Origin of the sequence: Streptomyces sp. NPDC086777 (assembly GCF_040702065.1) — a bacterium.
Lineage (GTDB): Bacteria > Actinomycetota > Actinomycetes > Streptomycetales > Streptomycetaceae > Streptomyces.
In genome coordinates this window covers 62,825-84,417 of sequence record NZ_JBFBJI010000038.1, presented here as the reverse complement: position 1 = coordinate 84,417, position 21,593 = coordinate 62,825, and the positions used below count along the sequence as shown (strand labels likewise).

19 protein-coding genes and 2 pseudogenes are annotated in these 21,593 nt (G+C 71.7%); 7 read left to right on the top strand and 14 right to left on the bottom strand.

Annotation, left to right across the window (positions count from 1 at the left end; genetic code table 11):
* Nucleotides 1-318: 318 nt before the first annotated feature.
* Nucleotides 319-1,239 (bottom strand): LysR substrate-binding domain-containing protein, encoded by a 921-nt coding sequence (locus tag AB0472_RS36895; RefSeq protein ID WP_366363237.1) that lies wholly within the window; start codon nucleotides 1,237-1,239, stop codon nucleotides 319-321.
* A gap of 160 nt (nucleotides 1,240-1,399) precedes the next feature.
* Here AB0472_RS36895 and AB0472_RS36890 point away from each other — a divergent pair, with 160 nt between their 5' ends.
* The 3 genes from AB0472_RS36890 (at nucleotide 1,400) to AB0472_RS36880 (ending at nucleotide 4,418) form a co-directional block, all read left to right on the top strand.
* A complete protein-coding gene (locus AB0472_RS36890) occupies nucleotides 1,400-2,290 on the top strand; it encodes an SDR family oxidoreductase (RefSeq protein WP_366363235.1) in 891 nt (296 codons plus the stop codon).
* 148 nt (nucleotides 2,291-2,438) lie between these two features.
* Nucleotides 2,439-3,905 (top strand): AlkA N-terminal domain-containing protein, encoded by a 1,467-nt coding sequence (locus AB0472_RS36885; RefSeq protein WP_366363248.1) that lies wholly within the window; start codon nucleotides 2,439-2,441, stop codon nucleotides 3,903-3,905.
* A gap of 30 nt (nucleotides 3,906-3,935) precedes the next feature.
* Nucleotides 3,936-4,418, top strand: a complete 483-nt coding sequence (locus AB0472_RS36880; protein ID WP_366363233.1) for a methylated-DNA--[protein]-cysteine S-methyltransferase — start codon at nucleotides 3,936-3,938, stop codon at nucleotides 4,416-4,418.
* Nucleotides 4,419-4,436: 18 nt separating this feature from the next.
* On the opposite strand, the gene AB0472_RS36875 is transcribed toward AB0472_RS36880, so the two are convergent.
* Nucleotides 4,437-5,165, bottom strand: a complete 729-nt coding sequence (locus AB0472_RS36875; RefSeq protein ID WP_366363231.1) for a Sir2 family NAD-dependent protein deacetylase — start codon at nucleotides 5,163-5,165, stop codon at nucleotides 4,437-4,439.
* A 643-nt stretch (nucleotides 5,166-5,808) separates the two neighbouring features.
* Between AB0472_RS36875 and AB0472_RS36870 the strand changes: the two genes are divergently transcribed.
* Both AB0472_RS36870 and AB0472_RS36865 read left to right on the top strand, forming a co-directional pair.
* Entirely contained in the window at nucleotides 5,809-5,991 is a 183-nt protein-coding gene (locus tag AB0472_RS36870; RefSeq protein WP_366363230.1) for a hypothetical protein, read from the top strand.
* The gene (locus AB0472_RS36865) at nucleotides 5,988-6,899 is read left to right on the top strand and encodes an NAD(P)-binding protein (RefSeq protein WP_366363228.1); all 912 of its coding nucleotides are present in this window, start codon (nucleotides 5,988-5,990) and stop codon (nucleotides 6,897-6,899) included. Before AB0472_RS36870 ends, AB0472_RS36865 begins: the two co-directional genes overlap by 4 nt.
* Here the strand turns inward: AB0472_RS36865 and AB0472_RS36860 are convergent.
* A pseudogene (locus AB0472_RS36860) lies at nucleotides 6,850-6,999 on the bottom strand (ADP-ribosylglycohydrolase family protein); the annotation flags it as partial. The gene AB0472_RS36865 and the pseudogene AB0472_RS36860 sit on opposite strands and share 50 nt — an antisense overlap.
* A 196-nt stretch (nucleotides 7,000-7,195) precedes the next feature.
* On the opposite strand from AB0472_RS36860, the gene AB0472_RS36855 reads away from it, so the two are divergent.
* Nucleotides 7,196-8,332, top strand: a complete 1,137-nt coding sequence (locus tag AB0472_RS36855; RefSeq protein WP_366363246.1) for a glycerate kinase — start codon at nucleotides 7,196-7,198, stop codon at nucleotides 8,330-8,332.
* Between the two features lie 136 nt (nucleotides 8,333-8,468).
* Here AB0472_RS36855 and pssA read toward each other — a convergent pair whose 3' ends face one another.
* From pssA to AB0472_RS36810, 9 genes are all read right to left on the bottom strand, one after another.
* Nucleotides 8,469-9,293, bottom strand: a complete 825-nt coding sequence (pssA, locus tag AB0472_RS36850; protein WP_366363244.1) for a CDP-diacylglycerol--serine O-phosphatidyltransferase — start codon at nucleotides 9,291-9,293, stop codon at nucleotides 8,469-8,471.
* A gap of 22 nt (nucleotides 9,294-9,315) precedes the next feature.
* Nucleotides 9,316-9,972 (bottom strand): phosphatidylserine decarboxylase, encoded by a 657-nt coding sequence (locus tag AB0472_RS36845; protein ID WP_352362639.1) that lies wholly within the window; start codon nucleotides 9,970-9,972, stop codon nucleotides 9,316-9,318.
* A 169-nt stretch (nucleotides 9,973-10,141) separates the two neighbouring features.
* Entirely contained in the window at nucleotides 10,142-11,347 is a 1,206-nt protein-coding gene (locus AB0472_RS36840) for an acyl-CoA dehydrogenase family protein (RefSeq protein WP_366363226.1), read from the bottom strand.
* 3 nt (nucleotides 11,348-11,350) lie between these two features.
* Nucleotides 11,351-11,863 carry a MaoC family dehydratase gene (locus AB0472_RS36835; protein WP_366363224.1) on the bottom strand — a complete coding sequence of 171 codons (513 nt, stop codon included), beginning with the start codon at nucleotides 11,861-11,863 and terminating at the stop codon, nucleotides 11,351-11,353.
* Nucleotides 11,864-11,868: 5 nt separating this feature from the next.
* Nucleotides 11,869-12,888, bottom strand: a complete 1,020-nt coding sequence (locus AB0472_RS36830) for a CoA ester lyase (RefSeq protein WP_366363222.1) — start codon at nucleotides 12,886-12,888, stop codon at nucleotides 11,869-11,871.
* Nucleotides 12,885-14,933, bottom strand: a complete 2,049-nt coding sequence (locus AB0472_RS36825; protein WP_366363220.1) for a protein meaA — start codon at nucleotides 14,931-14,933, stop codon at nucleotides 12,885-12,887. The genes AB0472_RS36830 and AB0472_RS36825 overlap by 4 nt, the downstream gene beginning before the upstream one ends.
* Before the next feature lie 17 nt (nucleotides 14,934-14,950).
* On the bottom strand, nucleotides 14,951-16,294 hold the full coding sequence (gene ccrA, locus AB0472_RS36820; RefSeq protein WP_366363218.1) for a crotonyl-CoA carboxylase/reductase: 1,344 nt from the start codon (nucleotides 16,292-16,294) through the stop codon (nucleotides 14,951-14,953).
* 519 nt (nucleotides 16,295-16,813) lie between these two features.
* Entirely contained in the window at nucleotides 16,814-17,638 is an 825-nt protein-coding gene (locus AB0472_RS36815; protein ID WP_366363216.1) for a TetR family transcriptional regulator, read from the bottom strand.
* Nucleotides 17,639-17,774: 136 nt separating this feature from the next.
* Entirely contained in the window at nucleotides 17,775-19,607 is a 1,833-nt protein-coding gene (locus tag AB0472_RS36810; protein ID WP_366363215.1) for a 3-hydroxyacyl-CoA dehydrogenase family protein, read from the bottom strand.
* 376 nt (nucleotides 19,608-19,983) lie between these two features.
* Between AB0472_RS36810 and AB0472_RS36805 the strand changes: the two genes are divergently transcribed.
* Nucleotides 19,984-20,559, top strand: coding sequence for an adenylosuccinate lyase (locus AB0472_RS36805; RefSeq protein ID WP_366363213.1), 576 nt, complete (start codon nucleotides 19,984-19,986; stop codon nucleotides 20,557-20,559).
* Here the strand turns inward: AB0472_RS36805 and AB0472_RS36800 are convergent.
* The gene (locus AB0472_RS36800; RefSeq protein ID WP_366363212.1) at nucleotides 20,546-21,094 is read right to left on the bottom strand and encodes a GNAT family N-acetyltransferase; all 549 of its coding nucleotides are present in this window, start codon (nucleotides 21,092-21,094) and stop codon (nucleotides 20,546-20,548) included. The two genes, AB0472_RS36805 and AB0472_RS36800, sit on opposite strands and share 14 nt — an antisense overlap.
* A gap of 47 nt (nucleotides 21,095-21,141) precedes the next feature.
* Nucleotides 21,142-21,541 (bottom strand): annotated as a pseudogene (locus AB0472_RS36795) (RidA family protein).
* Nucleotides 21,542-21,593: the final 52 nt, after the last annotated feature.

The following is a 21,593-nucleotide window of genomic DNA, read 5'->3' as shown; positions in this document are numbered from 1 at the left end:
GCCCCCCTCGGCCCCCGGCGCGCCCCGGCGTTCCGGGCGGGGGGCGTGCCGGCGGTGGCGGGGTGGGGCACGCCGTCCCCGCCCCCCCCCCCACGACGATCCGTGCCGGCACCGGTACCAGCCCCGCACGGTTCAGCCCCAGCGCGGTCCGCGCGGCCGGGCCGGCCGTGGGCCTCCGCGTCGATGTGCACGGTGGTGAGGGCCGGGTGGCGGCCGGGACGGTCTGGCGCGGGTCGTCGTCCAGCATGAAGCCGACCGTGGCGCGCGAGACAGCGCCGGCGGCCGCCACGGCGTCCAGTGTGACCCTCCCGGACCCGCTCATCGACCGGCCCCGGTCCCCGCGTGCGGCCGCCCGGTCCCGGTGGCCCCGGACGGGACCAGATGGGCCTCCGCCGCGCGCCGGAACGCCGGGAACAGGGGATGCCGGTCCCCGGCCCGGACGGCGAGGACCACCTGGAGCGGGACCGCGTCCTCGATCGGGACGACGACGATGTCCGGCCGCAGGTTGCCGCGGAACCCGGCCGGCGCCAGCGACACCACCTCACCGCTCGCCACCAGCTCCAGCTTGTCCTCCAGCGTCTCCACCAGGGCGCCCAGGTTGGTGTGGCCCGGGGGATTGGCACCGATCCGGTCCGAGCCGGTGAAGCGGGGGAGCGGCTCGTCGGCGAAGTCGGCCAGGGTGACCGACTCCCGGCCGGCCAGCCGGTGGCCGACCGGCACCAGGAGGACACGCGGCTCGTCGTAGAGGACCGTGATGTCGAGGCCGTCGGCGGCGAACAGGAACCGGGTCACCACCACGTCGACCCGGTGGTCGAGGAGGGCGGCGCGCGGCTCGTTCCAGTCCACGTGCAGGGTGCGGACGTCGGCCGCCGGATGGCGGTGGCGCAGTTCGCGCACGGCCGGGGTGACGATCTGGTGGGTGGTGTAGCCGACGGTGAACGTGCCGTGCCCGGCGGCCGAGCGGGCGCTGGCGGTGGCCCGGGCGGCGGTCCGCAGCAGCTCCCTGGCCTGCGGCAGAAAGGTCTCCCCGGCCTCGGTGAGCCGGGTGCCGCGCGGGGTGCGGTCGAGCAGCCGGACGCCCAGCTCCCGCTCCAGCCGCCGGATCTGACGGCTCAGCGACGGCTGCGCGAGATGCAGCGCGTCGGCCGCGCGGCCGAAGTGCAGCTCCTCGGCGACCACGGTGAAGTAGCGCACCAGGCGCAGCTCCAGGTCCACCGACGGTACGAAGGAATCGGGCACCCCTCGACTCTACTCCCGGCGTCCGCGCCGCCGCGGCCGTGAGCTGCGGTCATGACCGTACGGGCATCACCGGGTGCGGAACAGGTCTTGGACCCGCCCGCGGGGCCGGGCGCAGGCTGAGGTCGTCCCAGCACATCCACTCTCCACGAGGTGATCTGTCATGCGTGTGTTCGTCACCGGTGCCACCGGGTTCATCGGCAGCGCGGTGGTCCGCGAACTGCTCGGCGCCGGCCACCAGGTGCTCGGCCTCGCCCGCTCGGACGCGGCCGAGGCGGCCCTGAAGGAGGCGCGAGCGGAGGCGCACCGCGGCGACCTGAACGACGTCGACGGGCTGCGGGCGGCCGCCGGAGCGGCGGACGGGGTGATCCACACGGGATACAACCACGACTTCTCCGACATGCCCGGCGCCCTCCGCACCGAGCTCGACGCGCTGCAGGCCCTCGGCGACGCGCTCGCCGGGTCCGGCCGGCCCCTGGTCGTCACCTCGGTGACCGGCCTCCTGGCCCCCGGGCGCCTCGGCACCGAGGAGGACGCGCCCGACACCGCGGGCCCCGGCACCCACCGGGCCGAGGCGGAACGCGCCGCCCTGGCCCTGGCCGACCGCGGGGTGCGGGTGTCGGCGATCCGGCTTCCCCAGGTGCACGGAGCGGGCGACCACGCCTTCGTCCCGTTCCTGATCGGCATCGCCCGCGACAAGGGCGTCGCCGCCTATCTGGGGGACGGCACCAACCGCTGGTCGGCCGTGCACCGTCTGGACGCCGCCACCCTCTACCGCAAGGCCCTGGAGACGGCCCCGGCCGGGGCCGTGCTGCACGCGGTCGCCGACGAGGGGGTCCCGCTCCGCGGCATCACCGAGGTCATCGGCCGCCGCCTCGACGTGCCGGTCGTGTCCCTCGCCCGGGAGGAGGCGGCCGGCCACTTCGGCTGGCTGGCGGCCTTCGTCGGCAACGACAACCCCACGTCCGGCGCCGCCACCCGCGAGCGGTACGACTGGCGGCCCGTCCAGCCGGGTCTGCTGGCCGACCTGGACCAGGACCACTACTTCGCCTGACGGCCGGAGCGCCTCCGGGGCGCCGGGGCCCCGCCGAGGCCCGGGCTGAGCAGGCCGAGGCCCGCGCCGAGGCCCGCGCACCTTCGTGTCGGATTTCCGCCAGCATCGGCCACCCCCGGTGGCCGATGCTGGACCCATGCAGAAAGCGATGGACCTCGACCGCGAGCACTGTGTACGGGCCGTGCAGTCGAAGGACGCGCGGTTCGACGGCTGGTTCTTCACCGCCGTTCTGACCACCCGCATCTACTGCCGGCCCAGCTGCCCGGTGGTGCCGCCCAAACCCGAGAACATGACGTTCTACCCGAGCGCCGCCGCCTGCCAGCAGGCCGGGTTCCGGGCCTGCAAGCGCTGCCGGCCCGACACCAGCCCCGGCTCCCCGGAGTGGAACCAGCGCGCCGACCTGGTCGCCCGCGCCATGCGGCTGATCGCCGACGGGGTGGTGGACCGGGAGGGCGTCCCCGGCCTCGCCGCCCGCCTCGGCTACAGCCCCCGGCAGGTCGAACGCCAGCTGCTCGCCGAACTCGGCGCAGGCCCGCTGGCCCTGGCCCGCGCCCAACGCGCCCAGACCGCCCGGCTGCTGGTCGAGACGACCGCGCTGCCGATGGCTCAGGTCGCCTTCGCGGCCGGCTTCTCCTCGATCCGCACCTTCAACGACACCGTCCGCGAGGTCTTCGCGCTCTCGCCGACCGAACTGCGCGACCGCCGCCCCAGGTCGGCCCGGCTCGCCCCCGGCACGCTCACCCTCCGGCTGCCCTTCCGCGCCCCCCTCAACCCCGACAACCTCTTCGGTCACCTCGCGGCCACCGCCGTACCCGGCGTCGAGGAGTGGCGGGACGGCGCCTACCGGCGGACCCTGCGGCTGCCCTACGGCCACGGCGTCGCCGCCCTCGCCCCGAAGCCCGACCACATCGCCTGCCGGCTCACCCTCAGCGACCTGCGGGACCTGCCGGTCGCCATCAGCCGCTGCCGGCGCATGCTCGACCTGGACGCCGACCCGGTCGCCGTCGACGACCAGCTGCGCACGGACCCCCTCCTCGCCCCGCTGGTCGACAAGGCGCCGGGACGGCGGGTGCCGCGCACCGTCGACGAGGCGGAGTTCGCCGTCCGGGCCGTGCTCGGCCAGCAGGTCTCCACGGCCGCCGCCCGCACCCACGCGGCCCGCCTGGTGACCGCCCACGGCACCCCGGTGGACGACCCCGAGGGCGGCCTCACCCACCTCTTCCCCTCCCCCGAGGCGCTCGCGGCCGTGGACCCCGAGGCCCTGGCGATGCCCCGCTCCCGCCGCACCACCTTCACCACCCTCGTCGGCCGGCTCGCCGACGGCACCCTCCACCTGGGCGCCGAGAGCGACTGGTCGGAAGCACGGGCCCGCCTGCTCTCGCTCCCCGGCTTCGGCCCCTGGACCGTCGACGTCATCGCCATGCGCGCGCTCGGCGACCCCGACGCCTTCCTCCCCACCGACCTCGGGATCCGGCGCGCCGCCCAGGAGCTGGGGCTGCCCGGCACCCCGGCCGCGCTCACCGCCCGCGCCGCGGCCTGGCGCCCCTGGCGGGCCTACGCCGTGCAGTACCTGTGGGCGACCGACAGCCACCCGATCAACTTCCTGCCCGTATAAGCCTGTACGAAGGATTTCAAGGACATCGCCGTGAAGAACCACACCGTGACAGACAGCCCCTACGGCCCCCTCACCCTGGTGGCCGAGGACGGCACCCTCTGCGGCCTCTACATGGAGAGCCAGCGCCACCGCCCGCCCGAGGAGACCTTCGGCGCCCGCGACGACAGCCTCTTCGCCGAGACCGAGGAACAGCTGACCGCCTACTTCGAGGGCGAGCTGACCGAGTTCACCGTCGAACTGCGGCTGAACGGCACCCCGTTCCAGCGCAGCGTCTGGGAACAGCTGTGCCTGATCCCCTACGGCGAGACCCGCTCCTACGGCGAACTCGCCCAAGCCCTGGGCAACCCCCAGGCCTCCCGCGCGGTCGGCCTCGCCAACGGCCGCAACCCCGTCGGCATCATCGTTCCCTGCCACCGGGTGATCGGTGCGAGCGGCAGCCTCACCGGCTACGGCGGCGGGCTGCCCCGCAAGCAGCGCCTGCTCGACTTCGAACGGGGAGCGGGCCTCTTCTGACCGGCTTCCTGCCGCCGCCTAACCGGCCTGCAGCGCGGCGAGCAGCTTCGGCAGGGCCGTGCCGATCGGTTCCCGGACGATCTCGTCGGCCCGGTCGTCGTACGGTGTCGGTTCCGCGTTGACGATGACGAGGCGGGCGCCGTGATCGGCGGCGACCCCCGCGAGGCCGGCGGCCGGCTGGACCTGGAGGCTGCTGCCGACGGCGACGAAGAGCTGGCACGCCTTGCTGATGGCGAGGGCGTCGCCGAGGACGACCGGGTCGAGCCGTTCGCCGAACATCACGGTCGCCGACTTGAGGATGCCCCCGCACTCCAGGCACGGCGGGTCGTCCTCACCGGCCTCGACCCGGGCGATCGCGTCCGCCATCGCTCCCCGGGCATGGCACTTGGTGCACACCACGCCGTGGGCCGAGCCGTGCAGTTCGAGCACCTTGCGGGCGGGCATCCCGGCGAGCTGGTGCAGCCCGTCCACGTTCTGCGTGATCACCCGCACCGGCGTCCCCGACCGCTCCAGCTCGGCGACCGCCCGGTGCGCCGCGTTCGGCTCCGCCTGCAGCGTCCGGTTCCGCCGCCGCATCTGCCAGGACCGGCGCCGGATCTCCGGGTCGCCCATGTAGTACTCGTACGTCACGAGCTTCTCGGCCTCGGGATCCTTCCGCCACAGCCCGTTCGGACCGCGATAATCAGGGATCCCGGAATCAGTGGAGATCCCTGCTCCGCTAAGGATGGCGACGAGTGGCCTGTTCATGGGCCGAGAGTAGGATGCGTGCTTTCCCGGGGCGAACGGATATCCAGCCCGTCATACGGCCCTTCGACTGCGGGGTCTTTCCGCAGATGGATACTTGGCCACAAGTAAGCAACAGCGGGAAGAAGTTGCTGCCGTTGACGGTCAAGAAGGACGCCCCGACCAGCGGTGCGAACTCCTGCCTCGACAACGCCTGATGGACGCCGAGTCGTACATCATCGACGGCCGCCGGGCGGACGTCATCTCCAACTCCTGGGCCGAGATCATCCACTCCAGCCCCGGGCACCTCACCCCCACCTCATAGCCGCCTGGAACCTGCTGTTCGAGCAGGCCGCCGCCGAGGGCATCGGCGTCTACTTCGCCGCGGGGGACTGCGGCGACTCCTCGCCCGAGGCCGCCCAGACCGGCGTCAACTGCGATCCGAAGACCACCCGGGCCCAGGCCGACTTCCCCAGCGGCTCCCCGTGGGTCACCTCGGTCGGCGGCGACCCGCGCCTTCGCCGCCCTGCAGGCCGACGCGGAACAAGCCTCCGGGCACCGGATCGGCTTCGCAAACCCGCTCCTGTACGCACTGTCCGGTTCCCGCACCCCGGTCTTCCACGACGTCACCGACCGGTTCGCGAACGCCGGATCCTCGCCCCTCACCGTGGTCCGCGACGAGGGCCCCGACACCGACACCTCCACCGGCGCCCAGCGCTACATCCTCTACACGCTTGGCCATGACTTCGGCCTGTCCGCGCACCGCGGCTACGACGACGCCACGGGCCTGGGCTCCCCCGCCCCGGGATACCTGCGCTGGTTCCAGCACACCAAGGGCTCCCCGCGGTGACCGCCGACGCCATCGTCGTGGGAGCGGGGCCCAACGGTCTCGCGGGCGCCGTCACGCTCGCCCAGGCGGGCCTTTCCGTGACCGTCCTGGAAGCCGCCGCCCCCATCGGCGGCGGGACACGCCGCGGCGAGGTCACCGTGCCCGGCCTGCTCCACGACCACTGCGCCGCGGTGCATCCCATGACCGTCGCATCGCCCTACCTGCGCACTCCCGGCCTCGAACGCCACGGACTGCGCTGGGAGCACGCCGAGACCGCCCTCGCCCACCCCCTCGACGGCGGCCACGCGGTCGTGCTCCAGCACGATCTGGCGGCGACCGTGCGGGGTCTCGGCGTCGACGGCCCGGCCCGGCGTCGTCTCTTCGCACCCCTGACCGCCCACTACGACGCCCTGAGCGAAGACCTCATGCGCCCCTTGGCACGGCTGCCCCGTCACCCCGTCCTGACGGGCAGGTTCGGGCTTCTGGCGGCCCAACCTACGCAGTGGACCCTGCGCCGATGGCGGGGCCAAGCGGCCCGTGCCCTGTTCGCAGGGATCGCCGCCCACGCGCTGCAGCCGCTCGCCGCCCCCGGCAGCTCCGCCATCGTGTGCAAGAGCGGCGGCGTGACCTTCCCGCCCGGAGCCGGCGCCCAGCTCTGGCAGCCCCTGCAGCACGGACGCGAACACTGGCAGCGCATCCACTTCCCCCTTCGCAACTCCGTCGAAGGCGTCAACGGCTTCCGCAGGGACCCGCTCCACGAACACTTCGAGTCCGGCGGCACCCGCCGCATCCGCGGCATCGCCGCCCAAACCCTCCTGCTCGCCTTCCAACTCGGCTACGCCAACCGCCGGAAACTCACCGCCTGGGCAGCCGGCGGCCCGGAACGGCCGCCGCGCCGGTGGGCACCCCCGCCACCGAGCCCGCCGTAGCCCCGTTGGAGTCGGTGTCCAGGCCACCGCGCACGGTGAGGCCGCCCTCGCCGTACAGCAGCCCGGCGGTGAGCACGGCCGCGTCGGGGACGGGGTGGATCCGGGCGAGCCGGCCGCCGAACACGAGGTCGGCGAAATCGGGCCCGGACTGGTCATGTTGTGGTCTACCCGTTTTCGCAGGAGGTTCCCAGCCGCTTCCCAGGCTTCGGGCGGTGCATGACGGCGAGGGTGTCCTCCGGTTAAGGTCACAGCGGCGCGACTGGCCTTGACGTGCGCGAGGCCCGGAGAGCAAGGGGATACAGGTGACACAGCGCGTGCTCATCGCCGCGGACAAGTTCAAGGGCTCGCTGACGGCCGTGGAGGTCGCCGAGCGGGTCATGGCGGGGCTCAGACGGGTCGTGCCCGCCGTAGACGTCGAGGCGCTGCCCGTCGCGGACGGTGGGGACGGCACGGTGGCCGCGGCGGTCGCGGCCGGCTTCGAGCGCCACGAGCGGGAGGTCGCCGGGCCGCTGGGGCAGGAGGTCACCGCCGCGTTCGCGCTGCGCGGCGACACCGCGGTCGTGGAGATGGCCGAGGCGAGCGGTCTGCAGCGGCTGCCCCGAGGTGTCTTCGCGCCCCTGACGGCCTCCACGTACGGCTCCGGGGAGCTGCTGCGGGCCGCGCTGGACGCGGGTGCGCGCACGATCGTCTTCGGCGTCGGCGGCAGTGCCACGACCGACGGCGGGGCCGGGATGCTGTCGGCGCTCGGCGCCCGCTTCCTCGACGTGGACGGCGAACCGGTGCCGCCGGGCGGCGGCGGCCTCGCCGACCTGGCCCGCGCGGACCTGTCGGGCCTCGATGCGCGGCTGTCCGACGTCGACCTGGTCCTCGCCAGCGACGTCGACAACCCGCTCACCGGGCCGAAGGGCGCCCCGGCCGTCTACGGTCCGCAGAAGGGGGCCACGCCGGACGACGTGGAGCTCCTGGACGCCGCGCTGGCCGACTTCGCGAAGGTCCTGGAGGCCGAGGCCGGTCCGCGCGCCGCCGAGTACGCGCTCGCGCCGGGCGCGGGGGCCGCCGGTGGCATCGGATACGGCGCGCTGCTGCTCGGCGCGCGCTTCCGGCCCGGTATCGAGGTCATGCTCGACGTCCTGGGCTTCGCGCCCGCGCTGGAGCGGGCCACGCTGGTGATCACCGGTGAGGGTTCCCTTGACGAGCAGACCCTGCACGGGAAGGCACCGGCGGGCGTCGCGGCCGCGGCGCGCGCCGCCGACAAGGAGGTCGTCGCGGTGTGCGGCCGCCTCGCCCTGCCGCCGGAGGCGCTCGGACGGGCCGGGATCCGCCGTGCCTACCCCCTGACGGCGGTCGAGCCGGACGTGGCCAGGTGCATCGCGGAGGCCGGGCCGATCCTGGAACGCGTCGCCGAGCAGATCGCCCGCGACTTCCTGACCTGAGGCGGCCCGGGGGCCACGTTCTCCCGCACGGTCGGCTGCTCGCGTCTCGGCCCGCCGGGTCGGGTGGGTGGACAAGAAGGGGAAAAAGCAGAGGGCCCCGGACCGAGTCGTGGTCCGGGGCCCTCTGGGGCTTTGGTTACGGCAGCTGCGTCGCCCTCGCCTCGCGCCTGTTGTCGCGGAAGTTGTTCACCCGGCGGGCCGTGGCGAACAGCGGGATCACCGCGCCCATCACCAGCTGCAGCGCGCAGCCGGTCTGGAGGAGGAGCTGGCCGGCGGGGGCGTCGAAGGCCCAGGCCGCCAGGAGGCCCATCGACAGGACGATCCAGGCGAGCATCGCCCCGGCGAGGCGGCCGCGCGGCTTCGGGTACTCGACGCGGCTCACCATCAGCCACGCGGTGCCGAGGATCGCGAGCAGCGTCGCGAAGAAGGGCAGCTCGAGGAGGACGATCGAGACGACCGTCAGCGCACCGAACGGCGACGGCATGCCCTGGAACATGCCGTTCGGCGGTGTCACGCAGCTGAAGCGCGCCAGGCGCAGCACCACCGCCAGCAGCACCACCACCGCACCGACCGCGGCGACCTTCTGGTACGCGTCGTCGGCCACCATGCCGTAGACGAGCACGAAGTACGCCGGCGCGAGGCCGAAGCTGATCAGGTCGGAGAGGTTGTCCAGCTCCGCGCCCATGGGGGAGGAGCGCAGCTTGCGCGCCACCAGGCCGTCGAACAGGTCGAAGACCGCCGCGCAGAGCATGAGGATGACCGCCGTGGCGGCGCTGTGGCGCGCCATGCCGGCCGACTGGTCGTCCCCGGTGAGGTGCGGGATCAGAATGCCGGTGGTGGTGAAGTACACCGCCATGAAGCCGCACGTGGCGTTGCCGAGCGTGAGGGTGTCCGCTATCGAGAGGCGGAGAGAGAGCGGCATCTCCTCCTCGTCCTCGCCGATCTCGTCGGCCTCGGGCACCCAGCCCGCCTGGGTCTCAGGATCAATCACGGTCAATGCGAGTCACCCCAGCCACGGTCTTCTGGCCGACCTCGACCGCGACGTCCACGCCCTCCGGCAGGTAGATGTCGACACGCGAGCCGAAGCGGATCAGACCGATGCGGTCGCCCTGCTCGACCTTCGTGCCCTGCGGGACGTAGGGGACGATACGGCGGGCCACCGCGCCGGCGATCTGGATCATCTCGATGTCGCCGAGTTCGGTGTCGAAATGCCAGACTACGCGCTCGTTGTTCTCGCTCTCCTTGTTGAAGGCGGGAACGAAGCCACCGGGGATGTGCTCCACCGACGTCACCTCGCCCGCGAGGGGCGCGCGGTTGACGTGGACGTTGAGCGGGCTCATGAAGATCGCGACCCGGGTGCGTCCGTCCTTCCACGGCATGATGCTCTGCACCACACCGTCGGCGGGGGAGATGACACGGCCCTGGGCGATCTCACGCTCGGGGTCGCGGAAGAACCACAGCATGCCCGCCGCGAGCGCGGTGGCGGGCACGGCGACGGCCTTCGCGGCGCCGGAGCGACGGGCACGCAGGAGGCTGACGGCTGCGGTGGCGACGGTCGGGAGAAGCCACGGCGATGCTCCGCGCGCGAGGCGTACGCCGGCCAGGCTGTCTCGATGTGCAGAGGTTTGGCTGTGGGGCATGGATGACCTTCGTAGCGGATGATGCCGCGCGGTAATAGGGGACGGCGGCTTTCCGGGATCGTACCGGTCGGGGGCCGCAACTGGGCAAGCCAGGAAGCCGAGTCGGCGGCCGAAGACCGTTGACGGGGTGTGATCTTCTTCTCGAAGAAAACACCCCGTACCGGGACGATCAGCCCTGGAATCGATACTCTTCGAGCAACCTTCGCCCGATGATCATTTTCTGGATCTCGGCGGTACCTTCGCCGATCAGCAACATCGGCGCCTCGCGGTAGAGACGTTCGATCTCGTACTCCTTGGAGAAGCCGTACCCGCCGTGGATCCGGAAGCTGTCCTCCACGACCTCCTTGCAGTACTCGGAGGCGAGGTACTTCGCCATCCCGGCCTCAAGGTCGTTTCGTTCACCCGAGTCCTTTTTGCGTGCCGCGTTGACCATCATGGCATGCGCCGCCTCGACCTTGGTGGCCATCTCCGCCAGCTTGAACTGGATGGCCTGGTGCTGGGCGATCGCCTTGCCGAAAGTGTGACGCTGCTGGGCGTACCGGACGCCCAGCTCGAACGCGCGCTGGGCGACACCGCAGCCACGGGCCGCCACGTTGACGCGGCCGACCTCGACCCCGTCCATCATTTGGTAAAAACCTCGGCCGGTGACCCCGCCGAGCACCCGATCGGCCGGGATCCGCAGCCCGTCCATGATCAGCTCGGTGGTGTCGACGCCCTTGTAGCCCATCTTGTCGATCTTGCCCGGGATGGTGAGGCCGGGGCGGACCTCGCCGAAGCCGGGCTCCTTCTCCACCAGGAAGGTCGTCATCGACTTGTGCGGGGCCGTGCCCTCGGGGTGGCCTTCGTCACTCCGCACGAGGACGGCCACGAGGGACGACGTGCCGCCGTTCGTCAGCCACATCTTCTGGCCGTTCAGGACGTACTCGTCGCCGTCCCGCACCGCCTTCGAGGTGATCGCCGACACGTCCGAGCCGAGCCCCGGCTCCGACATCGAGAACGCGCCCCGGACGTCGCCGGCCGCCATCCGCGGCAGGAAGTGGTCCTTCTGCTCCTGCGTGCCGTGCTGCTTGAGCATGTACGCCACGATGAAGTGCGTGTTGATGATCCCGGAGACGGACATCCACCCGCGGGCGATCTCCTCGACGCACAGCGCGTACGTCAGGAGGGACTCGCCCAGGCCGCCGTACTCCTCGGGGATCATCAGGCCGAAGAGGCCGAGTTCCTTCAGGCCGTCGACGATGTCCTGCGGGTACTCGTCGCGGTGCTCCAGCTCGGTGGCGACCGGGATGATCTCCTTGTCCACGAAGTCGCGGACGGTGGAGAGGATCTCCTGCTGGACGTCGGTCAGACCGGCTGTCCGGGCGAGACGGGCCATCGCTTACTTCCCCTGTTCCTTCAGTTCGGGGCGGCCCGGCTGCTCGCCGCCGCGCTCCTTGATGTACGTCTCGGTCGGCACCATCACCTTGCGGCGGAAGATGCACACCAGCGTGCCGTCCTGCTTGTAGCCCTTGGTCTCGACGTAGACGATCCCGCGATCGTCCTTGGACTTGGAGGGCCACTTGTCCAGCACGGTCGTCTGGCCGTAGACCGTGTCGCCGTGGAAGGTCGGCGCCACGTGCTTGAGCGACTCGATCTCCAGGTTGGCGATCGCCTTGCCGGAGATGTCCGGGACGGACATGCCGAGCAGGAGGGAGTAGATGTAGTTCCCCACCACCACGTTCTTGCCGAAGTCCGTCGTCCGCTCGGCGTAGTTCGTGTCCATGTGGAGCGGGTGGTGGTTCATGGTGAGGAGACAGAACAGGTGGTCGTCGTACTCCGTGACCGTCTTCCCGGGCCAGTGCTTGTACGTCGCCCCGACCTCGAACTCCTCGTACGTGCGTCCGAACTGCATCGCGCTCACGCCTCCGGGATCTCGAACTTGGACGTGCGCTGCATGCCGGCGGCCCGGCCCTTGCCGGAGATGACCAGGGCCATCTTGCGGCTGGCCTCGTCGATCATCTCGTCGCCGAGCATCGCGGAGCCCTTCCTGCCGCCCGCCTCGGACGTGTAGTAGTCGTACGCGTCCAGGATCAGCTCGGCGTGGTCGTAGTCCTCCTGCGACGGCGAGAAGATCTCGTTGGACGCCTCGACCTGGCCCGGGTGCAGCACCCACTTGCCGTCGAAGCCGAGCGCGGCGGCGCGCCGGGCGACCTCGCGGTAGCCGTCGATGTTGCGGATCTGGAGGTAGGGGCCGTCGATCGCCTGGAGGTTGTTGGCGCGGGCGGCCATCAGGATCTTCATCAGGATGTAGTGGTAGGCGTCCGCCGGGTAGCCGGGCGGCTGCTCGCCCACGACCAGGGACTTCATGTTGATCGACGCCATGAAGTCGGCCGGGCCGAAGATGATCGTCTCGACGCGCTGGGACGCGGTGGCGATCTCGTTGACGTTGTTGAGGCCCTGCGCGTTCTCGATCTGCGCCTCGATGCCGATCTTGCCGACCTCGAAGCCCATGGTCTTCTCGATCTGGGTCAGCAGCAGGTCCAGCGCGACGATCTGCTCGGCCGTCTGGACCTTCGGCAGCATGATGCAGTCGAGGTTCTGCCCGGCGCCCTCGACCACGGTCACGACGTCACGGTACGTCCACTCGGTGGTCCAGTCGTTGACCCGCACCACGCGCGTCTTGCCGGTCCAGTCGCCCTCGTTGAGGAACTTCACGATGGTGTGCCGCGCCTCGGGCTTGGCGAGCGGCGCGCACGCGTCCTCCAGGTCCAGGAAGACCTGGTCCGCCGGGAGACCCTGCGCCTTCTCCAGGAAGCGGGGGTTCGAGCCGGGCACGGCCAGGCAGGAGCGCCGCGGGCGGAGCCGGTTGACAGCAGGAAGGTGTGCGGCGGAGCCGCTCGTTTCAGGGGTGGTGGCGGGCGACGGGCGGGCGGTCATGCGGGGACCTCCAGGGGGTCGAGCTTGTTCGCTTTCCGGATCTCGTCGACGATGCGGCCGATGATTCCGGTGATGTCGAAGTCCTTCGGGGTGAAGACCGCGGCCACTCCGGCTTCCCTGAGCTGCGCGGCATCACCGTTCGGGATGATGCCACCGGCGATCACCGGTATATCTGTGGCACCGGCCACACGGAGTCGTTCCAGGACGTCCGGGACCAGCTGGGCGTGCGACCCGGAGAGGATCGACAGGCCCACCGCGTGCACGTCCTCGGCGAGGGCGGCGTCCACGATCTGCTCGGGGGTGAGCCGGATGCCCTGGTAGACCACCTCGAAGCCGGCGTCCCGGGCGCGCACCGCGATCTGCTCGGCGCCGTTGGAGTGGCCGTCGAGACCCGGCTTGCCCACCAGGAAGCGGAGCTTGCCGCTGCCCAGCTCGCGCGCGGTGGCGTCCACCCTGGCCCGCACCTCGGCCAGCGCCGAGCCCGCCTCCACGGGGACGGCGACGGGAGCGGAGGAGACGCCGGTCGGAGCCCGGAACTCGCCGAACACCTCCCGCAGCGCGCCCGCCCACTCGCCGGTCGTGACACCGGCCCTGGCGCACTCCAGGGTGGCCTCCATGAGGTTGTCGGTGCCCTTGGCGGCCTCCTTCAGCCGCTCCAGGGCCTTGCAGGGGCGCGGGTGGTTGAACGGCGGCTGGTAGCGCGTGTCGCGCCAGCGCCCGATCGCCTCGACGACCCGGGCCTCGACCGCCGGGTCGACCGTCTGGATCGCGGTGTCCAGGTCGGCCGTGAGCGGGTTCGGCTCGGTGGTCTCGAAGATGTTGACGCCGACGATCTTCTCCTGGCCGGACTCGATCCGGCCCCGCCGCTCGGCGTGCGACGCCACCAGCTGCGACTTCAGGTAGCCGGACTCGACGGCGGCCATCGCGCCGCCCATCTCCTGGATCCGGTCCATCTCGGCGAGGGAGTCCTCGACCAGCTGGGCGACCTTCGCCTCGATGACGTGCGAGCCCTCGAAGATGTCCTCGTACTCCAGCAGGTCGCTCTCGTGGGCGAGCACCTGCTGGATGCGCAGCGACCACTGCTGGTCCCAGGGCCGGGGCAGGCCGAGCGCCTCGTTCCAGGCGGGGAGCTGCACGGCACGCGCGCGTGCGTCCTTCGAGAGCGTCACGGCGAGCATCTCCAGGACGATCCGCTGGACGTTGTTCTCCGGCTGCGCCTCGGTCAGCCCGAGGGAGTTGACCTGGACGCCGTACCGGAACCGCCGCTGCTTGGGGTCCTCGATGCCGTACCGCTCGCGGGTGACCTGGTCCCAGATGCGGCCGAACGCCCGCATCTTGCACATCTCCTCGACGAACCGGACGCCGGCGTTCACGAAGAAGGAGATGCGGGCGACGACGTCACCCATCCGCTCCTGCGGCACCTGGCCGGAGTCACGCACGGCGTCCAGCACGGCGACGGCGGTGGACATCGCGTACGCGATCTCCTGGACCGGGGTGGCGCCCGCCTCCTGCAGGTGGTAGCTGCAGATGTTGATCGGATTCCACTTCGGGAGGTGGGAGACCGTGTACGCGATCATGTCCGTCGTCAGCCGGAGGCTCGGCCCCGGCGGGAAGACGTGCGTCCCGCGGGACAGGTACTCCTTGACGATGTCGTTCTGGGTCGTGCCCTGGAGCTTGGTGATGTCCGCACCCTGCTCCTCGGCGACCACCTGGTAGAGCGCCAGCAGCCACATCGCCGTGGCGTTGATCGTCATCGAGGTGTTCATCCGGTCCAGGGGGATGTCCTGGAACAGGCGGCGCATGTCACCGAGATGGGCCACGGGCACGCCCACCCGGCCGACCTCGCCGCGGGCGAGGATGTGGTCGGGGTCGTAGCCGGTCTGCGTCGGCAGGTCGAACGCCACCGACAGACCCGTCTGGCCCTTGGCGAGGTTGCGCCGGTACAGCTCGTTGGACGCCTCGGCGGTGGAGTGTCCGGCATACGTGCGCATGAGCCACGGCCGGTCCTTCTCCCGCCCGCCTGCGGCAATCTGACGCTCAGTCATCTATGACCTCGGGTGTCTCAGATGTTGCGGAAGCGGTTGATGGCGTCGAGGTGCTTGGCCCGCATCTCCCCGTCGCGCACGCCGAGGCCCTCCTCGGGGGCCAGGCAGAGCACGCCGACCTTGCCCTGGTGGAGGTTGCGGTGCACGTCGTAGGCGGCCTGGCCGGTCTCCTCCAGGGAGTAGGTCCTCGACAGCGTCGGGTGGATCTTGCCCTTCGCGATCAGTCGGTTGGCCTCCCAGGCCTCGCGGTAGTTGGCGAAGTGCGAGCCGATGATCCGCTTCAGGGACATCCACAGGTAGCGGTTGTCGTACTCGTGCATGTAGCCCGAGGTGGAGGCGCAGGTGGTGATCGTGCCGCCCTTGCGGGTGACGAACACGGAGGCGCCGAAGGTCTCGCGGCCGGGGTGCTCGAAGACGATGTCGATGTCCTCACCGCCGGTGAACTCGCGGATGCGCTTGCCGAAGCGCTTCCACTCGCGCGGGTCCTGCTCCCGCTCGTTCTTCCAGAACCTGTAGTCCTCGGCGTTGCGGTCGATGATCGCCTCGGCGCCCATCGCGCGGCAGATGTCCGCCTTCTGCGGCGACGACACGACGCAGACGGGGTTGGCGCCGCCGGCCAGCGCGAACTGCGTGGCGTACGAGCCGAGTCCGCCGCTCGCCCCCCAGATCAGGACGTTGTCGCCCTGCTTCATGCCGGCGCCGTTGCGGGAGACCAGCTGCCGGTAGGCGGTGGAGTTGACCAGGCCCGGGGCGGCGGCCTCCTCCCAGCTGAGGTGGTTCGGCTTCGGCATCAGCTGGTTGGACTTGACCAGCGCGATCTCGGCGAGGCCGCCGAAGTTGGTCTCGAAGCCCCAGATGCGCTGCTCGGGGTCGAGCATCGTGTCGTTGTGGCCGTCGCTGGACTCCAGCTCCACGCTCAGGCAGTGCGCGACGACCTCGTCACCGGGCCTCCAGGCGTTGACGCCCGGGCCGGTGCGCAGGACGACGCCCGCGAGGTCGGAGCCGATGATGTGGTACGGCAGGTCGTGCCGCTTGGTCAGCTCGCTGAGGCGCCCGTAGCGCTCCAGGAAGCCGAACGTCGACAGCGGCTCGAAGATCGAGGTCCACACCGAGTTGTAGTTGACACTCGATGCCATGACGGCGACCAGGGCCTCGCCCGGTCCCAGCTCGGGCAGCGGGACCTCGTCGAGGTGGATCGACTTGCGCGGGTCCTTGTCGCGGGTCTCCAGGCCCGCGAACATGTCCGTCTCGTCCTTGTGCACGGTGATCGCGCGGTACGACTCGGGAAGCGGCAGAGCGGCGAAGTCGGCCGGCGTCGAGTCCGGTGACTGGATCGCGTCGAGAATGGCCTGAGTGGTCACGGTGTTGCCTCCGGCGATGCTTGCGCCCCTTGCGGGAAGGGGCGCTGAGGGTTACGTCGGTGCTGCTGAGGGTTTGGGGAAAGATGCCGTCGGTTCGGCGGGGTGGTGCTTCGGCAGCGCTTTGTGGCGCGGGAGGTTGCCTGTGACGCAGGCGTCCGACGGGTGGGCCGATGGGCTCACCGGGACAGGCCGGACACCTCGAAGGTATGACACCGCGTGTCAGGTGGCAAGGCACTGAGTGCCAGGAATCGCTCTCAGATGAAATCTTTACGTAACAAATGAGCGATGATCGATCAAACCTACTGGCGAGTAGGGGAAAATGGCCCGTCTTGCGGGAGTCGTCCGAATGTCAGGGACGGGTCGCGAGGCGTGGCTCACACGGGCGGCGTGACGCACGCGGCAGAGCGCGGACGGCGCGGATCCGGGCGGGGGATCGATCCAGCCGGGGGATCCAGCCCGGCCGACGTGTGAGGACGAGCGGCGGAGCCGCGGTGCGGTGACCGCGGCCCACCGGGACCGTCACGTGAGCTGGGAACGCTCCTTCAGCGCCTGCTCGATGGTCCGCATCACTTCGTCCAGGGGCGCATCCGTGCGGGCCACCGTCACCAGCACCTCCCCCTGCGAGGCGACCGAGGCCGGCGCGGCCGGGCGGGGGGTGGTCTCCCGACCCGCCCCGATCCCGTTCCCGAAGGTCTTCCGGACGATCGCGAAGGCATGGTCCAGCTGCAGTTCGACGTCCCCCTGCCCGCCCGCCCGCAGCCAGCGCCGCAGCACGTGGTTGTGGGCGGTGACCACCGCCGACGCCGCGACCTCGGCCAGCAGCGGGTCGTCGTTCGCGTCGTCCGCGTGCGCGTGCTCGTCGAAGTGGCCCAGGAGGTAGCGGGTGAAGAGACGCTCGTAGCGGGCCACCGACGCGATCTCGGCCTCGCGGAGGGTGGGTACCTCGCGGGTGAGCTTGTAGCGGGCGACCGAGATGTCCGGCCGGGCCGCGTACATCTTCATGACTTCCTTGATGCCGCGGCACACCGTGTCGAGCGGGTGCTCGTGGGCGGGGGCCGCGTTCAGCACGGCCTCGGCGCGGATCAGGGTGTCGTCGTGGTCCGGGAAGATCGCCTCTTCCTTGGAGCGGAAGTGGCGGAAGAAGGTGCGGCGGGCGACCCCGGCCGCGGCCGCGATCTCGTCGACGGTGGTCGCCTCGTACCCCTTCGTCGCGAAGAGCTCCATCGCGGCGGCCGCCAGCTCCCGGCGCATCTTGAGCCGCTGGGCCGCCGCGCGGCTGCCCGCGGCGCTCTCCGGCGCGTCGGGCGTGGCGGGGGTACGTGAGGACTTGGCGGGCTGGGACATGACCCGAACGTACTGCATGTGCGCAGCTCGATGCGCAGGTCCGGGGTTTCCCCCGCCCGCGAAGGGCGGGGGACCGTCCGCGGGGTCGAGCAGGCCGCCCCAGTCCTTCTCGTCCCGGAACCAGTCGCCGACGCCGTCAGCGGCGGGCATATTCGCGGAAGCCACGGCCGGTCTTGCGGCCGAGGCAGCCCGCGGCCACCAGGTGCTCCAGGAGCGGCGCGGGCGCGAGGCCCGGGTCGCGGAATTCCCGGTGCAGCACCTTCTCGATGGCGAGCGAGACGTCCAGGCCGACCACGTCCAGGAGCTCGAACGGGCCCATCGGGTAGCCGCCGCCGAGCTTCATCGCCGCGTCGATGTCGTCGAGGGACGCGTAGTGCTCCTCGACCATCTTGATCGCGTTGTTCAGGTACGGGAACAGCAGGGCGTTCACGATGAAGCCGGCCCGGTCGCCGCAGTCGACGGCGTGCTTCCGGATCCGGCCGCAGACCTCGCGGACGGTGGCGTGGACGTCCTCGGCGGTGAGCACGGTGCGGACCACCTCGACCAGCTTCATGGCCGGCGCCGGGTTGAAGAAGTGCATCCCGATCACGTCCTGCGGGCGCGAGGTGGCGCGGGCGCAGGCGACGACCGGCAGCGAGGAGGTGGTGGTGGCGAGCACCGCGCCCGGCTTGCAGACCTTGTCCAGGGTGGCGAACAGCTGCCGCTTGACCTCCAGGTCCTCGGCGACCGCCTCGACGGCCAGGTCGACGTCCGCGAAGGCGTCGTACGAACCCGCCGGGGTGATCAGGTCCAGGGTCTGCGCGGCCGCCTCGGCGGTCATCCGGCCCTTGCCGACGGAGCGGTCCAGGGACTTGCCGATGCGGGCCTTCGCCGCCTGTGCCTTCTCCTCGCTGCGGGCGGCGAGGACGACCTCGTACCCGGCCTTGGCGAAGACCTCGGCGATCCCGGAGGCCATGGTGCCGGACCCGGCGACGCCGACCGAGCGGACCGTACGGCCCGGGGTGAGCGCAGCGCCGTCCAGCGGGGTCTGCGCGTCGCGGACGACCGTGGCTCCCCCAGCTACCGCTGGAAGGGATCCCCAGCTCGGGGCCTCGTAGGTGTAGAAGCCGCGCCCGGACTTGCGGCCGGTCAGGCCCGCCTCGCTGAGCTGCTTGAGGATCGGCGCCGGGGCGTGCAGGCGGTCGCGGGACTCGGCGTACATGGCCTCGAGGACCGTACGGGCCGTGTCGATGCCGATCAGGTCCAGCAGGGCGAGGGGGCCCATCGGCAGGCCGCAGCCGAGCCGCATGGCCGCGTCGATGTCCTCGCGGGAGGCGTACTTCGCCTCGTACATCGCGGCGGCCTGGTTGAGGTAGCCGAACAGCAGTCCGTCCGCGACGAAGCCGGGGCGGTCGCCGACCGCGACCGGCTCCTTGCCCAGCTCGATCGCGAGGTCGGTGACGGCGGCGACGGCACCCGGCGCGGTGAGCACCGAGGAGACCACCTCGACCAGCTTCATGGCCGGCGCCGGGTTGAAGAAGTGCAGGCCGATGACGCGCTCGGGGCGGGCCGAGTCGGCGGCCAGCCGGGTCACGGAGAGCGCGTTGGTGCCGGTGGCGAGGATGGTCCCGGGCCGGACGATGCCGTCCAGCTCGCGCAGGACCTGGTGCTTGATGTCGTACGACTCCGGGACCACCTCGATGACGAGGTCGGCGTCGGCGGCGGCCGTCAGGTCGGTGCCGGTGCGGACCCGGGCGAGGGTGTCGGAGCGCTCCTGCTCGGTCAGCCTGCCGCGGACCACGGCGCGCGCGGTGGCGGCCGCCAGGGCGGCGAGCGAGCTGGCGGCCTGCGCCTCGCTGATGTCGATGCCGATCACCTCGCGGCCGGCCTTGGCGAGGACCTCGGTGATACCGGTGCCCATGGTGCCGAGGCCGACGACGGCGATCGTCTTGAGCGGGGACAGGGAAGGGTCGGACTGGGGAGTGGCCATCGCGGGACTCCAGGAATGAGGGTGACGACTGGAAACCCGCCCGGGTGCGCCGAGGGGCGCACCGGGTGCGGGGAGAGCTGCGTGAATGCGGGTGGTGCCGGGCTGCGAGCGCACACGCCCGGTGCTGCCGCGCAGGGCGCGCACACGCCCGGCGGCGGATTCCGACCGGCCCTGTCCCGGAGCCGGGTCGTCCTGCGGTACGAGGTACCGAACCGACCTTCGACCTCACGGCGGCTGCGTCACCAAACCGGCGTGAGCGTTAGTGCGAGTGGGTGACTCGCTCGATTGAGCTTAACCGGCGGGTAACGAGCGCGCCAGCCCCCGGAGTTTGTGATGTACGTCCCCCCGTCCCCGCAACCCCTCTACGCTGGGCTTCGTGGACGAAGAGTTGCGATCACTCACGGAGCGTTTGCGGCAGGAGTCGCAGGGGACGGCCGCCTTCGACCGGCTCCTGGCCACCGAGGACCACGACGAGCTGGCGGAGGTGCTCACCGCGGCCGGACAGCCCCTGTGGGCCAGGGAACTGGCGGCGTTCCGGTTGGGGACGGCCGGTGACCGGCGGGCCTTCGAGACCCTGGTCCTCCTCCTCAATCACCGCGACCCGCCCCGCTGCGTCTCCGCCGCCCAGGCCCTCGGCCGCCTCCGGGATCCGCGCACGGCCCGCGCGGCCGCCGCCCTGGCCACCAACGAGCTCCGCGTCGGCTACGCCCTGCAGCCCGTCCGGCTCCTCGTCGAACTCCGCGCGCCGGAGTCCGTCCCCGCCCTGATCACCACCCTGGAGCGCCGCCTGCGCCCACACGATCCCTACCGCGGCGTCGCCCTGGCCTGCGTGGACGGCCTCGGCACCCTGGGCGACACCCGCGCCCGCCGCGTTCTGACCGAGGCCCTGGCCCACCCCACCCTCGCCGAGGCGGCCGGCCAGGCCCTGGCCCGCATCCCTAGGCAGAGGTGACGCCGAACTCCCTGACGTACCGCACCTCGGGCACCGGCACCCCGTCGACCTCGTACGGCTCCTCGACGCCGTCGGGCGCGAAGCCCGCGGCCTCGTAGAAGCGCCGGGCGCGCGCGTTCTCCTTCAGCACCCACAGGTACAGGCGTGGGTGCCCGGCGCACTGCTCCAGCACGGTCGCGAGCAGCGCCCGCCCGGCGCCGGTGCCGAGGTGCGCGGCGTCCACGTAGATGGCGTACAACTCGGCGTCGCCGGTGCGCACTTCGCCGTCCCGGTACGGCCCGTGCGCCGCCCACCCGACGATCGTGCCACCCCGCTCGGCGACCAGCGTCGTCACCCCGTCCCCGCCGTCCAGGAACCGGGCGCGCCGCTGCTCGGCGTCCCGCTCCGTGCTGAGCCCGTCCAGGAACGGCTGCGGCATGAGGCCCCGGTAGGCGTACTGCCAGCCCCGGACGCGTATCTCGGAGACCCGGTCGCAGTCGTCGAGCGTCATGTGCCGGATGCGAAGGGAGGGGCCGGGGAGCGAGTCGGCGTTCATGACGGCACCTTAGGGGCCGGGCGGCACCGGCCGCCCGGAATTCGGCGTCAGCCGGCCACCACCGCCAGCGCCTCGATCTCCATCAGGAACTGCGGGCCGACGAGCCCGGCCACCTGGACGGCGGAGACGGCCGGGAGCCGGTCGTCCGGTATGTGGGCGGCGCGGGCCGCGCGGACGGCCGGCAGGTGGGCCGTGTCCGTGACGAAGTAGGTGAGTTTGACGACGTCGTCGAAGGTCGCCCCGGCCGCCGCGAGACAGCGGCGCAGGTTCTCGAAGACCTGGCGGGCCTGGGCCGCCGGATCGCCCTCGCCGACCAGCTCGCCGTCCTCGTCCAGCGGCAGCTGTCCCGAGACGGCCACGAGCCGGCCGGTGGCCGCCACCACGTGCGTGTACTGGGCGGCGGGGGGCGACGCCGTCGGGGGCGGGGATGCGGGTCAGATCACTCATGCGTCCATGGTGGACCACGGGTCCGACAACGCCCCCGACGGGACGTCAGGAC

Coding starts and splice junctions, on each gene's coding strand:
- AB0472_RS36890 (WP_366363235.1), top strand. CDS start 1,400: ATGCGTGTGTTCGTCACCGGTGCCACCGGGTTCATCGGCAGCGCGGTG.
- AB0472_RS36885 (WP_366363248.1), top strand. CDS start 2,439: ATGGACCTCGACCGCGAGCACTGTGTACGGGCCGTGCAGTCGAAGGAC.
- AB0472_RS36875 (WP_366363231.1), bottom strand. CDS start 5,165: ATGAACAGGCCACTCGTCGCCATCCTTAGCGGAGCAGGGATCTCCACT.
- AB0472_RS36845 (WP_352362639.1), bottom strand. CDS start 9,972: ATGCCCCACAGCCAAACCTCTGCACATCGAGACAGCCTGGCCGGCGTA.
- AB0472_RS36840 (WP_366363226.1), bottom strand. CDS start 11,347: ATGGCCCGTCTCGCCCGGACAGCCGGTCTGACCGACGTCCAGCAGGAG.
- AB0472_RS36835 (WP_366363224.1), bottom strand. CDS start 11,863: ATGCAGTTCGGACGCACGTACGAGGAGTTCGAGGTCGGGGCGACGTAC.
- AB0472_RS36830 (WP_366363222.1), bottom strand. CDS start 12,888: ATGACCGCCCGCCCGTCGCCCGCCACCACCCCTGAAACGAGCGGCTCC.
- AB0472_RS36825 (WP_366363220.1), bottom strand. CDS start 14,933: ATGACTGAGCGTCAGATTGCCGCAGGCGGGCGGGAGAAGGACCGGCCG.
- AB0472_RS36815 (WP_366363216.1), bottom strand. CDS start 17,638: ATGTCCCAGCCCGCCAAGTCCTCACGTACCCCCGCCACGCCCGACGCG.
- AB0472_RS36810 (WP_366363215.1), bottom strand. CDS start 19,607: ATGGCCACTCCCCAGTCCGACCCTTCCCTGTCCCCGCTCAAGACGATC.
- AB0472_RS36800 (WP_366363212.1), bottom strand. CDS start 21,094: ATGAACGCCGACTCGCTCCCCGGCCCCTCCCTTCGCATCCGGCACATG.